The 12803-nt window shown below is 72.4% G+C and carries 12 protein-coding genes; 6 read left to right on the top strand and 6 right to left on the bottom strand.

Features of this window, described 5'->3' with window-relative positions; all coding sequences use genetic code 11:
- Positions 1–83: 83 nt before the first annotated feature.
- Positions 84–1304, top strand: a complete 1221-nt coding sequence (locus ABZT02_RS09155) for an MFS transporter (protein ID WP_356015793.1) — start codon at positions 84–86, stop codon at positions 1302–1304.
- A gap of 64 nt (positions 1305–1368) precedes the next feature.
- Here ABZT02_RS09155 and ABZT02_RS09150 read toward each other — a convergent pair whose 3' ends face one another.
- Positions 1369–1842, bottom strand: coding sequence for a hypothetical protein (locus ABZT02_RS09150; RefSeq protein WP_356016325.1), 474 nt, complete (start codon positions 1840–1842; stop codon positions 1369–1371).
- Between the two features lie 101 nt (positions 1843–1943).
- Between ABZT02_RS09150 and ABZT02_RS09145 the strand changes: the two genes are divergently transcribed.
- The gene (locus ABZT02_RS09145) at positions 1944–2969 is read left to right on the top strand and encodes an ATP-binding cassette domain-containing protein (protein WP_356015792.1); all 1026 of its coding nucleotides are present in this window, start codon (positions 1944–1946) and stop codon (positions 2967–2969) included.
- Positions 2966–3787, top strand: a complete 822-nt coding sequence (locus ABZT02_RS09140) for an ABC transporter permease (protein ID WP_356015791.1) — start codon at positions 2966–2968, stop codon at positions 3785–3787. The genes ABZT02_RS09145 and ABZT02_RS09140 overlap by 4 nt, the downstream gene beginning before the upstream one ends.
- 18 nt (positions 3788–3805) lie before the next feature.
- Here ABZT02_RS09140 and ABZT02_RS09135 read toward each other — a convergent pair whose 3' ends face one another.
- Together ABZT02_RS09135 and ABZT02_RS09130 are read right to left on the bottom strand one after the other, a co-directional pair.
- A complete protein-coding gene (locus tag ABZT02_RS09135; RefSeq protein ID WP_356015790.1) occupies positions 3806–7165 on the bottom strand; it encodes a BTAD domain-containing putative transcriptional regulator in 3360 nt (1119 codons plus the stop codon).
- Positions 7166–7887: 722 nt separating this feature from the next.
- A complete protein-coding gene (locus ABZT02_RS09130) occupies positions 7888–8511 on the bottom strand; it encodes a DUF6578 domain-containing protein (RefSeq protein ID WP_356015788.1) in 624 nt (207 codons plus the stop codon).
- A gap of 106 nt (positions 8512–8617) precedes the next feature.
- Between ABZT02_RS09130 and ABZT02_RS09125 the strand changes: the two genes are divergently transcribed.
- Positions 8618–9415, top strand: coding sequence for a site-2 protease family protein (locus ABZT02_RS09125; protein ID WP_356015786.1), 798 nt, complete (start codon positions 8618–8620; stop codon positions 9413–9415).
- Here the strand turns inward: ABZT02_RS09125 and ABZT02_RS09120 are convergent.
- Complete coding sequence (locus tag ABZT02_RS09120) at positions 9405–9584, bottom strand: hypothetical protein (protein WP_356015784.1); 180 nt, start codon at positions 9582–9584, stop codon at positions 9405–9407. The genes ABZT02_RS09125 and ABZT02_RS09120 overlap by 11 nt on opposite strands.
- A gap of 59 nt (positions 9585–9643) precedes the next feature.
- The gene (gene npdG, locus ABZT02_RS09115; RefSeq protein WP_356015782.1) at positions 9644–10351 is read right to left on the bottom strand and encodes an NADPH-dependent F420 reductase; all 708 of its coding nucleotides are present in this window, start codon (positions 10349–10351) and stop codon (positions 9644–9646) included.
- A 183-nt stretch (positions 10352–10534) separates the two neighbouring features.
- On the opposite strand from npdG, the gene ABZT02_RS09110 reads away from it, so the two are divergent.
- Positions 10535–11173: a hypothetical protein gene (locus ABZT02_RS09110; RefSeq protein ID WP_356015780.1), complete on the top strand. Its 639-nt coding sequence runs from the start codon at positions 10535–10537 to the stop codon at positions 11171–11173.
- Positions 11174–11266: 93 nt separating this feature from the next.
- The gene (locus tag ABZT02_RS09105; protein ID WP_356016323.1) at positions 11267–12523 is read left to right on the top strand and encodes an MFS transporter; all 1257 of its coding nucleotides are present in this window, start codon (positions 11267–11269) and stop codon (positions 12521–12523) included.
- Here ABZT02_RS09105 and ABZT02_RS09100 read toward each other — a convergent pair whose 3' ends face one another.
- The gene (locus tag ABZT02_RS09100) at positions 12524–12754 is read right to left on the bottom strand and encodes a hypothetical protein (RefSeq protein WP_356015778.1); all 231 of its coding nucleotides are present in this window, start codon (positions 12752–12754) and stop codon (positions 12524–12526) included. It lies immediately after the preceding gene.
- Positions 12755–12803 lie beyond the last annotated feature (49 nt).

The raw sequence follows: 12803 nt of genomic DNA, 5'->3' as shown, positions 1-12803 counted from the left end.
GCCTGGGGACGCGGTCTTTGTTCCGTAACTGAACATAAGCTAGGTACGGAACTCCGCTCTCCCCTGAAAGGCTCGACCTCTTTATGCCTCTGGCCCTGCTCGCACTGGCCGTCGGCGCATTCGGTCTCGGCACCACCGAATTCGTGATGATGGGCCTGCTGCCCGATGTCGCCAACGACCTGGGCATCTCGATCCCCACCGCCGGTCACCTGGTCTCGGCGTACGCGCTGGGCGTGGTGATCGGCGCCCCGCTGCTGGCCGCGGTCACGGCCCGGATGTCCCGCCGTACGGTCCTCATCGGCCTGATGGGACTGTTCGTGGTCGGCAACGCGCTCTCCGCCTTCGCCCCCGACGAGCACTGGCTGCTCGCGGCCCGCTTCCTGAGCGGGCTGCCGCACGGTGCCTTCTTCGGGGTGGGCGCGGTCGTCGCCACCGGCATGGTGGCGCCGGAGCGCAAGGCCCGCTCGGTGTCCCTGATGTTCCTCGGCCTGACCCTCGCCAACATCGCGGGCGTCCCCGTCGCCACCCTCATGGGTCAGCACCTGGGCTGGCGGGCGACCTTCCTCGGCGTCAGCGCGATCGGCCTGGCGGCGATAGCCTCCCTGGCGCTCCTCATCCCGCAGGACCACGCGCACGCGCCCGCGGTGGGCCTGCGCCGCGAACTGGTCGCCCTGAAGTCGCTGCCCGTCTGGCTGGCGCTCGGCACCACGGTCGCCGGCTTCGGCGCGCTGTTCGCCGCGTACAGCTACATCACGCCGATGCTCACGGACGCGGCCGGATACGCCGACTCCAGCGTGACGCTTCTCCTCGCCCTGTTCGGCGTCGGCGCGACGGCGGGCAACCTGGTCGGCGGACGCCTCGCCGACCACTCGCTGCGCGGCACCCTGTTCGGCGGCCTGACCTCGCTGGTCGTGGTCCTGGCGGTGTTCCCGGTGCTGATGTCCGCGCAGTGGAGCGCGGCGGTGGCGGTCGTGCTGCTGGGCACGGCGGCCTTCGTCACCGGCTCCCCGCTCCAGCTCATGGTCATGGAGAAGGCGTCGGCCGCCCCCTCCCTGGCCTCCTCCGCCAACCAGGCCGCCTTCAACCTGGCCAACGCCGGCGGCGCCTGGAGCGGCGGCCTCGCCCTGGCCGCGGGCCTCGGCGCGACGTCCCCGGCCCTGACGGGCGCCGCCCTGGCCGTCCTCGGCCTCGGAGTCGCCGCGGTGGCCACGGTCGTGGACCGGCGTCGCGCGGTCCTGCCGTCCGCACGGGAGCGCGTGGTCGCGACCCATCTCCCGGAGCACGCGGAGGCAGTGCGCCACTGAGCGGTCGTACGACGAAGGGGGCGCCCGGTGATCACCGGGCGCCCCTTTCCGTGTCCGTGGCCCGCTACCCCATGGCTCCGCGGGCGGCGTCCAGGAACGCCAGGCGGTTGGCCTCCAGGTGGTCCCGCACGCTCTCGCCCTCCGGCAGGCCCTCCCACACCGTCCGGTTGAGGTCGAGGAAGTAGGCGCGAGCCGCCTCGTGGACGGGGAGGGGGAACTGGATACGGATGAGGCGTTCGGCCACCCAGAGGCGGTTCATGGCGTCGCTGGCCGTGAGATACCAGGGGTCGGTGTGGTCGTGGTCGGCGGGGCGGGAGAAGGCGGCGCGTTCTGCCTCGGCGCCGACCTCGATGAACCGTTCCAGCAGGGCCAGGCGTTCCGCGCGCCGGGCCTCCGACACCGCGAGCTGCCGGCGCTGCCACTCGGCGCGTTCCGCCGACTGAGTGCGGTGCTGGACGAGGTAGGAGAGCACGCCGCCCAGAGCGACGCCACCCAGCGATATCAGAGACACCCAGACCTGGCCCGACATGCGGGTCATCGTCCCACGGAGGTGGTCCACGCCGGGTCTGTCGGTGGCCTGTAGGTCCCTGTCGGCGGCCTGTCGGTGGTTTGTCGGTGGGGGCTGGCACTGTCCTCGTTATGACGCGAATCGACAAGAACCCCAAGAGCGGGGACTCCGCCGTTTCCGTGCGGGGGCTGGTCAAGCACTACGGCGAGACCAAGGCGCTGGACGGCGTCGACCTGGACGTGCGCGAGGGCACCGTGATGGGTGTGCTCGGGCCGAACGGCGCCGGGAAGACCACCCTCGTACGCATTCTGTCCACCCTCATCACCCCGGACGCCGGGCAGGCCACCGTCGCCGGTTACGACGCCGTACGGCAGCCCCGGCAGCTGCGGCGGGTGATCGGGCTCACCGGGCAGTACGCCTCGGTGGACGAGAAGCTGCCGGGCTGGGAGAACCTGTACATGATCGGGCGGCTGCTCGACCTGCCCCGCAAGGAGGCCCGCACCCGGGCCGACGAGCTGCTGGAGCGGTTCTCGCTCACCGATGCCGCGAAGCGGCCGGCGAGCACGTACTCCGGCGGTATGCGGCGGCGGCTCGACCTCGCCGCCTCCATGATCGGCCGGCCCCAGGTGCTCTTCCTCGACGAGCCCACCACCGGTCTCGACCCCCGCACCCGCAACGAGGTGTGGGACGAGGTCAAGCGGATGGTTGGGGAGGGAGTGACCGTCCTGCTGACCACGCAGTACATGGAGGAGGCCGAGCAGCTCGCCTCCGAGCTGACCGTCGTGGACCACGGCAAGGTCATCGCCGCCGGTGCCATCGAGGAGCTCAAGGCCAAGGTCGGCGGACGCTCGCTGCGGGTACGACCCGTGGATCCGCTGCAGTTGCAGCCGCTCTCCGGGTGGATCGACGAGCTCGGCATCACCGGCCTCGCGACCTCCACCGTGGACACCGAGAGCGGCACCCTCATCGTCCCGATCCTCAGCGACGAGCAGCTGACGGCCGTGGTCGGCGCGGTCACCGCGCGTGGCACCACCCTCTCCTCCATCACCACCGAACTGCCCAGCCTGGACGAGGTGTTCCTGTCCCTCACCGGCCACCGCGCCAGTGCCCCGCAGGACACCGTCCCCACCGAGACCCGCGAGGAGGTCGCCGTATGAGCGCCGCAACCGCCACCGCCACCACCGTCGACGCCGACGCCCGGATCCCCCTGCGCGGGCATCTGAGGCACACCGGCGCCCTCATCCGCCGCAACCTGCTGTGGATCCGCCAGGACCCCGAGTCGATGTTCGACGCGATCCTGATGCCGGTCGTCTTCACCCTGCTGTTCGTCTACGTCTTCGGCGGCTCGATCGGGCAGGCCCTGGGCGGCGGGCAGGACGGGTACGTGCAGTACGTCATCCCGGGCATGATCGCGATGATGAGCATGACCCTGTCCCAGGGCGTCGGCACCGGCTTCAGCCAGGACTTCAACTCCGGTGTCATGGACCGCTTCCGGTCCCTGCCCATCGGGCGCGGCTCGGTGCTGTTCGCGAAGATCTCCGTGGAACTGCTGCGGATGCTGTTCGCGACCACCGTGCTGATGATCGTCGCCCTGCTGGTCGGCTTCGACATCAACCACTGGGGCGGGCTGTTCGCCGCCGTGGGCCTGTCCGCCGTGTTCGCCTCCTCGATCATGTGGGTGTTCCTCACCCTGGGCGTGATCCTGAAGAACGCGCAGTCCGTGCAGGCGATGGGCTTCCTGGTGCTGTTCCCGCTCCAGTTCGGCTCGTCGATCTTCGCCCCGACGAACTCGATGCCGGGCTGGCTCCAGCACTTCACCGACTACAACCCGCTGTCCACGCTCGCCGACGCGGCCCGCGGGCTGATGGTGGGCGGCCCGGTCGCCCACGACCTGTGGGTGACGCTCGGCTGGTCGGCGGCCATCACGGCGGTCGCGGCACCCTACGCGATCCACAAGTTCCGCACGAAGAACTGAAGTCCGGCTCGGTGCGCGTCACACCAGGGCGGCGGCCTCCTGCGGGGAGAGGCCGTCGCCCTGCGCGTACGCCGACTCGTAGGCCGCGTCGCCGAGCACCGCACGCAGCTCCTGCTCGGCCCTGCCCCGCAGGGTTCGCTCGACGGTCGTCGGGACGTGACCGGGCGGCAGCAGCGCGTCCCCGGCCCGGAGGCAGCGGGCGCCGTCGCGGGCGCGAGCGCCGCCGTCGGCCCCGGCGAGGGCGAGCCCCGCGGTGTGCAGGTAGATGGTGCGCATGTGCGGGGCGATGGTCAGGGCCAGCGGGTCCTCGGACCTCTCCAGCGCCCGGCGGGTCAGGGCCAGACACTCCTCGTAGCAGCCGTCCAGGGCCTCCAGCCAGGCCTCCGAGCCGAGGATGAAGGCGTCGAAGATGACGAAGTGGGCGATGCCGAACTGCTGGCGCAGCAGCCGGAGTTGTTCCCGGGCCTCGGGGATGCGGCCGGTCAGCCCGAGCCAGCCGGCGAGGAACATCCGGGAGGCGGGCATCGCCTCGTTGCGGGCACCCTCCTGGTCGGCGATCACCTCGCGCAGCAGGCGTTCACCGCGCTCGGCCTCCCCCGTCTCCAGCAGCGCGCTGCCCAGCCGGGCGTTGAGCACGGACCGCTGGGCGCGGGCACCGAGCTGTTCGGCCCGCTCGATCGCCCTCTCGTAGTCGGCGGCGGCCGCGCTCCACTTCCCCTTGCGCTCATGCGCCTCGGCACGCGCGGAGAGCGCCTCGGCGGTGCCCCACACGTCGCCGAGCCGCTCGTAGATCTCCAGCGCCTCCTCGGCGTCGTGGATGGCGTCGCCGGCCCAGTCGGAGCGGTTGGCGAGCAGGTTGGCCCGCCACTGGAGCGCCGCGGCGAGCTCCCACTCGTAGCCCGGCGTGGCCCGACAGGTGTCGACCGTCGCCTGGATGACCTCCCGCAGCCGCTCCATGTCCCCGGTGAGCATGATGGCGAAGAACCACAAAGAGCCCGGCATCCGGCAGGTTTGCGCCATACCGGGCTCGTAGGTGGCGGCGATGGACCGCAGCTTCGCCTGCGCGTGCTGGTTCTGCCAGGCGTCCAACTCGGTGTCCATGCAGGCGAGATGGACGAGGTGGACGCCGCGCCGGGCCTCTTCCAGCACCTCGCCGGTCCACGGCGGCGGGGTATCGGTGCAGCGCTCCCACACCGGTGCGGCGGGGCGGACCGGCTCGGTGAAGGGATCGGGGCCGAGGCCCTGGACCTCGCGGGACCAGTTGCGGGCCTCGATGCGCAGGTCGCGCATCTGCCAGTACCAGGCCAGCGACAGGACCAGGCACAGCCCTTCCTGCTCGTCCCGGTCGGCGACGGCCCGGCGCAGGGCGGTGCGGAGGTTCTCGTACTCGCGCTCCAGGCGCTCGATGGCGACGAGTTGGTTCTGACCCCGGAGCAACGGGTCGGTGGTGCGGGCGAGTTCGCGGTAGTGCGTCAGATGCGCGCGCTCGGCATCGGCACGCGATCCGTCCGTCTCGTCGAGGCGCTCACCGGCGTACTCGCCGACCGTCTCCAGGAGCCGGTAGCGCATCTCGCCGTCTCCCGAAGGGGCCGCCACCACAAGGGACTTGTCGACGAGCGAACCGAGCGCGTCCAGCGCGGCGGGGCCGCACACGGCCTCGGCGGCGGCCAGGTCGCAGCCGCCGGCGAACACCGAAAGGCGCCGCAGGACGTCCCGTTCCTCCTCGTCGAGCAGGTCCCAGGACCAGTCGACGACGGCCCGCAGGGTCTGCTGGCGGGGCAGGACGGTACGGCTGCCGGAGGTGAGCAACCGGAAACGGTCGTCGAGCCGGTCCGCGATCTGACGTGCAGTCAGCATCCGTAGCCGGGCGGCGGCGAGCTCGATGCCGAGGGGCAGTCCGTCGAGGCGCCGGCAGATCTCCGCGCAGGCCGCCGCGGTCTCCTCGTCGGCGTCGACCCGGAATCCGGGCCGGGCGGCGGCACCCCGGTCGGCGAGCAGCCGCAGTGCGACCGGCTCGGGCAGGGGCTCCACCGGGCGCAGCAACTCCCCCGGCACGCCGAGGGGTTCACGGCTGGTGGCCAGGATTGTCAGCCCCGGGCAGCGCTCCAGGAGCCTCTCCGCCAGGCGGGCGGCCGCGTCGACCACATGCTCGCAGTTGTCGAGGATCAGCAGCATGCTGCGCCGGCCGCAGTGCTCCGCGAGCCGCTCGACGGGGTCGTCGAGCCGCTCGCTCCCGGCGGCGCGCATCGCCTCGGCACCGGCGCCGTACAGCACGGTCTCGCGGGCGCCGACGGCGGTGAGCACGGCCTCGGGCACGGCCTCGGGGTCGTCGACCGGCGCGAGTTCGGCCAGCCACACCCCATCCCGCACCACGTCCCCCACGCTCTCGGCGGCCTCCTGCGAGAGCCGGGTCTTCCCGGCCCCGCCCGGCCCGAGCAGCGTGACCAGCCGGGCTGCGGCGAGGTCGCCCCGAATCGCCTCGATGTCGGCTTCCCGTCCGACGAAGGAGGTGAGACGGGCGCGGAGGTTACCGAAGGGAGGGGCGGAGGCGGGAGCCGGAGGAGCGGGGGCGTCGGCGGGTCCTGCCGCCCCGCTCCTCTCCAGGGCCACGGCGGGCACCCGGCCGCCCGGATCGCCCGCGGCAGACGGCTCGGGCCGCAGCAACTCCGCGTGCAGTGCCCGCAGTTCGGACCCAGGGTCCGCACCGAGCCGGTCCGCGAGCAGCTGTCGTACGGACTCGTACGCGGCCAGTGCCTCCGCCGTGCGGCCCGTGTCGCGCAGGGCGCGCAGGCGGAGGGACTGGAGGCGTTCGTCGAGGGGGTGGGTGTCGCAGAGGGCGGTCAGTTCGGGCAGCGACTGGTCGGCGTGGCCGAGGGCGAGGGCGGCGGTGTGCCGGGCGCGCAGGGCGTCCAGGCGGCGGGCCTCCGCGCGGGCCGCCTCGGCCGTACGGTCGGGCAGGTCGGCCAGGGCCGGACCCCGCCACAGGGCGAGGGCGTCGTCCAGGACCACGGCCGCCTTCGCGGCGTCGCCGTCGGCCAGCGCCCGCATGCCGTCACCGGCGAGCCGCTCGAAACGGTGCAGGTCGATGTCGTCCGGCGCGGCGGTCAGCCGGTAGCCGCCCTCCACCGAAGCGACCACGTCCGCCCCGAGCGCGCGCCTGAGCCGCCCGACCAGCGCCTGCACCGCCCCCGTGGCGTCGGCGGGCGTTTCGCCGTCCCACACCTCGTCCACCAGGACGCTCACCGGCACGGTACGGCCGGGCCGCAGCGCGAGAACGGTCAGCAGCGCGCGCAGCCGCGTGCCGCCGACCGGGACGGATGTTCCGTCGGGGCGGAGTGCCTGGGTGGTACCGAGGATGCGATAGCGCACGGGGTCCATTGTCTCTGCTGGAGTCGGGGGCCGGTCACGGGGTTCCGCTCACGGGGTGTCGACGGATCGGTCGCCGCCGGATGTACCGGGTCGGGTTGGGGCGCGGGTGGGTCGCGTTGTGGGGGGCGTGGGTGGGTCGGGGCTGGTCGCGCGGTTTCCTCCGGGTGGTCAGGGATGGGTCGGGGCGGATCGCACGGATTCCACCGGACGGGCCGAGGCGGATCGCACGGATCCCTCCGAACAGGCCGAGGCGGATCGCACCGATCCCTCCAGACGGGCCGCAGACGAGCCATGCCGGATCACACCGATCCCCTCCAGACGGGCCGCAGACGAGCCATGCCGGATCACACCGATCCCCTCCGAACAGGCCGCAGACGAGCCATGCCGGATCGCACCGATCCTCTCCGGACAGGTCGCGAGCAGGTCCAGGCGGAGCACACCGGTCCCCTCCAGACCAGCCGCAGACGGGCCATGGCGAATCGCACCTATCCCCTCCGGACAGATCGCGAGCAGGTCCAGGCGGAGCACACCGGTCCCCTCCAGACCAGCCGCAGACGGGCCATGGCGAATCGCACCGATCCCCTCCGGACAGATCGCGAGCAGGTCCAGGCGGATCACACCGGTCCCCTCCAGACCAGCCGCGACCGGGTTCTGGCTGGGCGCCCCGTACCCGCGCCTCTGGGCCGTCGTGGTGAGCGCCGACCCGGAGCCCCCGCCCCACCACCGCGTACTCAGGCCCTGCTCAACTCCGTCAGCAGCTCGGCCAGGGCGTCGGCCGGCAGGCCCGCCGTCTCCGTACCGGGCGGTGAGCCGGGCGGGAGATTCCGGATCCTGCGGACGGCGTGCGAGAGCCCCGAGTCCGTGTCCGGAACCTCCAGCGTGACCACCGTCCCCGCCTCGGACCGCGCGCCCCCGCCGTCGGCGAACCACTTCGGGCTCGCGTCCACCGACCGCAGCGACCGGCGCCCCGGCACCGGCTCCCAGGTCCTCGAACCCGCCTCCGTCTCGCCGTACTCCTGTGTCACGACCTGCACGCTCCGCACCCGGCCGCGGACCTCGGGCAGCCGGCCCCCGTGCGTCTCGACCGTGAGCAAACCGACGAGCGGGGCGGAGTCGCCCGGTGCCGCCGCGCTCTCCCCCACCCCGACGACCAGGCCGCTCCTGTCCCGCAGCACCGGCCCGGCGCCCTGCTCCAACGGCCCGGCGAGTTCGGTGAGCTGGTCGTGCCAGCCGCCTCCCAGGACATCTCCGGCGGCCCGGAACAGCAGCGGCCAGCCCACGTCCTCCCCCACCGAGAACGGCGTACCGCAGCACTCCATCTGCCAGTCCGCGTAGAACACGTGCCAGAGCCCCATGTCGCCACCCTCCCATGGAACCCCCGGCCCACCCCAAGACGTTTTCACCTGTGCCCGGTACCGTCGGGCAGTCTCGCCGCGCGCATGTTCCAGTCCAGGGAGCCCCATGACCACCGCCACCACCCGCCACAGCGACCGGCGGATCAGCCCGGTCTTCATCGGGATCGTCGCCGTGACGGCGGTGACGGGCTGGGCCACCTGGACCGGCTTCGCCGAGAAGTCCGGTATCGCCGTGTTCCTGTTCGTGACCGGCGCCTGGGTCGTCTCCCTTTGTCTGCACGAGTACGCACACGCGCGTACCGCCTTGCACAGCGGTGACATCACCGTCGGGAGCAAGGGCTACCTGAGCCTCAATCCTCTCGCCTACACGCACGCCCTGCTCAGCATCGTGCTGCCGGTGCTGTTCGTGATCATGGGTGGCATCGGCCTCCCCGGCGGCGCGGTCTTCATCGAGCGCGACCGGATCCGGGGCCGCTGGCGGCACAGCCTGATCTCGGCGGCGGGCCCGCTGACGAACGTCCTGTTCGCTGCCGTGTGCACCGCCCCCTTCTGGCTGGACACCCTCGACGGGGTCCCGAGGGCCTTCCGGTACGCGCTCGCGTTCCTCGCGCTGCTCCAGGTCTCCGCCGCGCTCCTGAACTTCCTGCCGGTGCCGGGCCTGGACGGCTACGGCGTCATCGAGCCCTGGCTGTCGTACGGCATCAAGCGCCAGATCGAGCCCTTCGCGCCCTTCGGCCTGCTGTTCGTGTTCGCGCTGCTGTGGGTGCCGGCGGTCAACCACGTGTTCTTCGACGTGATCGACTCGATTCTGACCTCGCTCGGCATCAACGATCTCGAGACGGCCTGCGGCCAGGACCTGTACCGGTTCTGGCAGACGAGCGATTTCTGCTCGGTCAGCGGGTGACGGACCTCTCGGCCCGACCCCGCTTGAGGTAGTACCAGCACATGTTGGACGAGAGCCCCGCCAGCAGCACCCACACGATCCCCAGCCAGCTGCCCTGTGTGAAGGAGACGACCGCCGCCGCGACGGCGAGGAGGCAGACCGCGAGGGCGTAGAGGGCGAGGCGGGGCATGTCGGGGGCTCCTGTCGGGGGACACGGCTGCGGTACGGCGTCCAGTGTCCCCCATCGGCTCAGACGTCCGTGACCCGCAGCCCCGCGTGCGCCTTGTACCGGCGGTTGACCGAGATCAGGTTGGCGACCAGCGACTCCACCTGGTGGGCGTTGCGCAGCCGGCCCGCGAAGATGCCGCGCATGCCGGGGATACGGCCGGCCAGCGCCTGCACGATCTCCACGTCGGCCCGCTCCTCGCCGAGCACCATGACGTCGGTGTCGATCTCCTCGACCTCGGGGTCCTGGAGCAGCACGGCCGACAGATGGTGGAAGGCGGCGGTGACCCGCGAGTCCGGGAGCAACGAAGCGGCCTGCTCGGCGGCGCTGCCCTCCTCCGGCTTCAGCGCGTAGGCGCCCTTCTTGTCGAAGCCGAGCGGGTTGACGCAGTCGACGACGAGCTTGCCGACGAGTTCCCCGCGCAGCGACTCCAGGGTCTTTCCGTGGCCGTCCCACGGCACGGCGACGATCACGATGTCGCTGCGGCGCGCGGTCTCGGCGTTGTCGGCGCCCTCGACACCGTGCCCGAGTTCGTCGGCGGCGGCCTGCGCGCGGTCGGCGGCACGTGAGCCGATGATCACCTTCTGTCCGGCGCGGGCCAGCCGGTAGGCGAGGCCCTTGCCCTGCGGCCCGGTCCCGCCGAGCACGCCGACGACGAGCCCGGAGACGTCGGGAAGGTCCCAGGGGTCCTTGGCGGGAGCCTTCTGTGCAGCACTGTCGGTAGAGGTCATGGCGCCGACTTTACGTCCGCCCCGGCCGCCCCGGCCGATCGGGTGAGCCGCGTCACGGACACCCACCGGAAGCTCGCGGGCGCCGAAGTCCCGGTCTCGTGAGGAGTGCGGCCCTGCCCGGTTCGGGCGAATCCGGGGTGAACCGCGGGTGACGGGCGTCCACTTGCGGCAGGATGCGGCCCCATGGACGCCGTACGGGTCGCGTTGCTGCGCGAAGTGCTCGCCGGGACCGAGTGGTTGGGGGCCACGCGACGCTTCGCGGGCGTGCTGCGCGGCTCGGTGGTCTCGCACGGCGGCGGACTGCTCCTGGTCGGCACGCCGGAGTACGAGCCGTGGCATCTGGCGGCCCACCTGGTCGACGAGGCCGCCTGGTCGGGTACTCCGGAGCTGGCCCCCACTCTCGTACGCCACGACGCGCGCCCCTCCGACCCCCCGCATCTGTCGGTCGGGCCGGGGCGGCTCGCGGCGGCCCGGCGCGGCGAGACCCTGCTGGTGGTGTCACCGTGGGGGTGCCCCCGCTCGAGCGGAGCCGAGAGTGGGGGACGGCCGGGCGCCCCGTTCCTGGAGCAGGTCCACGACGCCCGGCGGGCCGGTGCGACGGTCCTCTCCCTCGGCCCCGGTGCGGGCGAACTCGCCGCGATGGCCCACGAGTCGCTGGCCGTGCCGGAGGGCACGGACCTCGATCTGGACACCGTGCAGCACCTGGTGAGCGCGGCGGCCGGGGAGAACGCGGTCCCCACGCCCAGGGGCCGACGGCGGTTCAGGGACCGGCTGTCGAGACTGGCCGACCAGCTGACGGCGCCGCCTCCGGCGCGCTGGTAGCGGCGAAAAGCAGTTGCCGGACCGGGAGGCCTCCCCGGACCATGACGGGTCGTGACCGACGACTCCCCCGGACCCCCTTCCGGCCTGCGCGCGATGCTCCCCGACCTCGCCCCCTGGCGGGCTTCCCGGGACTTCAGGCGGCTGTGGTACTCGGGGCTGATCTCGAACTTCGGCAGCTTCCTGACCTTCGTGGCACTGCCGGTGCAGCTGAAGGACCTGACGGGCTCGGCGGCGGCCGTGGGCGCGATCGGGGCCGTGGAGCTGATCCCCCTCCTCGTCTTCGGCCTGTACGGCGGGGCGCTCGCGGACGCCTGGGACAAGCGGAAGCTGATCGTGTGGACCGAGGTGGGGCAGGGCCTGCTGAGCGCGGCCCTGCTGCTCAACGCGCTGCTCCCGCAGCCCGCCGTCTGGCCGCTGTACGTCGTCGCCGCCCTGTCCTCCGCCCTGGTCTCGGTGCAGCGCCCGGCGCTCGACTCCCTCTGGCCGCGGATCGTGGCCCACGACCACCTCCCGGCGGCGGCCTCGCTGAACTCCTTCCGCTGGACGGTCGGCGGGGTCGCGGGCCCGGCGCTGGCCGGTGTGGTGGTGGCGTACGCGGGCCTCGGCTGGGCGTACGGCGCGGACCTGTTGACGTTCGTCGTCTCGGTCGCGCTGGTCGTGCGGATCGCGGCCGCCCCCGCCTCCCACGAAGCGGCGAAACCCTCCCTGAGGGCCATCGCGGAGGGCGCGCGGTACGCCTGGAGCCGCAAGGAGCTCCTCGGCACCTACGCCGTCGACCTCGCGGCGATGTTCCTGGCGATGCCGCTGGCCCTGCTGCCGTTCCTCGCGGACGAACTGGACGCCGAGTGGTCGCTGGGCCTGATGTACGCGAGCGTCCCGCTCGGCGCCCTGCTGGTGAGCCTGGTCAGCGGCTGGACCGCGCGGATCCACCGGCACGGGCGGATGGTGGTGTTGTCGGCCGCCCTGTGGGGCCTGGCGATCGCGGCGGCCGGAGTCATGGACGACGTGTGGCTGGTGCTGCTGTTCCTGACCGTGGCCGGCGGCTGCGACATGGTCAGCGGGATCTTCCGGGGGATCATGTGGAACCAGACGATCCCGGACGAGCTGCGCGGACGGCTCGCCGGGATCGAGCTGCTGTCGTACTCGGTGGGCCCGACCGTCGGTCAGGTCCGCAGCGGTGGTTTCGCCGCGTGGTGGGGCGTGCGGACGTCGGTCTGGTCGGGCGGGGTGCTGTGCGCGGGGGCGGTGGGCCTGCTGGCCCTGTGCCTGCCGAAACTGATGTCCTACGACGCCCGCACGGACGAGCACGCGGCACGGGTGCGAAAGCAGCGAGCCGCCGCCCAGGTGTGATCAGTCGTCGTCGCGGCCCCCCGCCGGGGCGTCGTGCCACTTGGGGTCGTTCTCCCACTCAAGGTTGCGCTCGCGGGCCGTCTCCATCGCCTGCTCCGCTTCTTTACGGCTCGCGTACGGCCCGAAGCGGTCCTTGGCCGGGCACTCGGGCCCTTCCTCGACCTTCTTGTGCTCCAGGCAGTAGTACCACTCGCCCGGCTTGCCGACCGTGCGCTTCTTGAACAAGGACATGACCTGCTCCTCTCGCCACCGACATGTTCCCCCATCGCCGCTGGATAGA

This window comes from Streptomyces sp. NPDC005402 (genome assembly GCF_040606575.1).
GTDB lineage: Bacteria > Actinomycetota > Actinomycetes > Streptomycetales > Streptomycetaceae > Streptomyces.
The sequence above is the reverse complement of the archived record's forward strand: the minus strand, read 5'-3'. Positions and strand labels throughout refer to the sequence as shown.

Bases quoted from the DNA above. Each gene is read 5' to 3' on its own strand.
- ABZT02_RS09155 (WP_356015793.1), top strand. From the start codon at position 84: ATGCCTCTGGCCCTGCTCGCACTGGCCGTCGGCGCATTCGGTCTCGGC.
- ABZT02_RS09150 (WP_356016325.1), bottom strand. From the start codon at position 1,842: ATGACCCGCATGTCGGGCCAGGTCTGGGTGTCTCTGATATCGCTGGGT.
- ABZT02_RS09145 (WP_356015792.1), top strand. From the start codon at position 1,944: ATGACGCGAATCGACAAGAACCCCAAGAGCGGGGACTCCGCCGTTTCC.
- ABZT02_RS09140 (WP_356015791.1), top strand. From the start codon at position 2,966: ATGAGCGCCGCAACCGCCACCGCCACCACCGTCGACGCCGACGCCCGG.
- ABZT02_RS09135 (WP_356015790.1), bottom strand. From the start codon at position 7,165: ATGGACCCCGTGCGCTATCGCATCCTCGGTACCACCCAGGCACTCCGC.
- ABZT02_RS09130 (WP_356015788.1), bottom strand. From the start codon at position 8,511: ATGGGGCTCTGGCACGTGTTCTACGCGGACTGGCAGATGGAGTGCTGC.
- ABZT02_RS09125 (WP_356015786.1), top strand. From the start codon at position 8,618: ATGACCACCGCCACCACCCGCCACAGCGACCGGCGGATCAGCCCGGTC.
- ABZT02_RS09120 (WP_356015784.1), bottom strand. From the start codon at position 9,584: ATGCCCCGCCTCGCCCTCTACGCCCTCGCGGTCTGCCTCCTCGCCGTC.
- npdG (WP_356015782.1), bottom strand. From the start codon at position 10,351: ATGACCTCTACCGACAGTGCTGCACAGAAGGCTCCCGCCAAGGACCCC.
- ABZT02_RS09110 (WP_356015780.1), top strand. From the start codon at position 10,535: ATGGACGCCGTACGGGTCGCGTTGCTGCGCGAAGTGCTCGCCGGGACC.
- ABZT02_RS09105 (WP_356016323.1), top strand. From the start codon at position 11,267: ATGCTCCCCGACCTCGCCCCCTGGCGGGCTTCCCGGGACTTCAGGCGG.
- ABZT02_RS09100 (WP_356015778.1), bottom strand. From the start codon at position 12,754: ATGTCCTTGTTCAAGAAGCGCACGGTCGGCAAGCCGGGCGAGTGGTAC.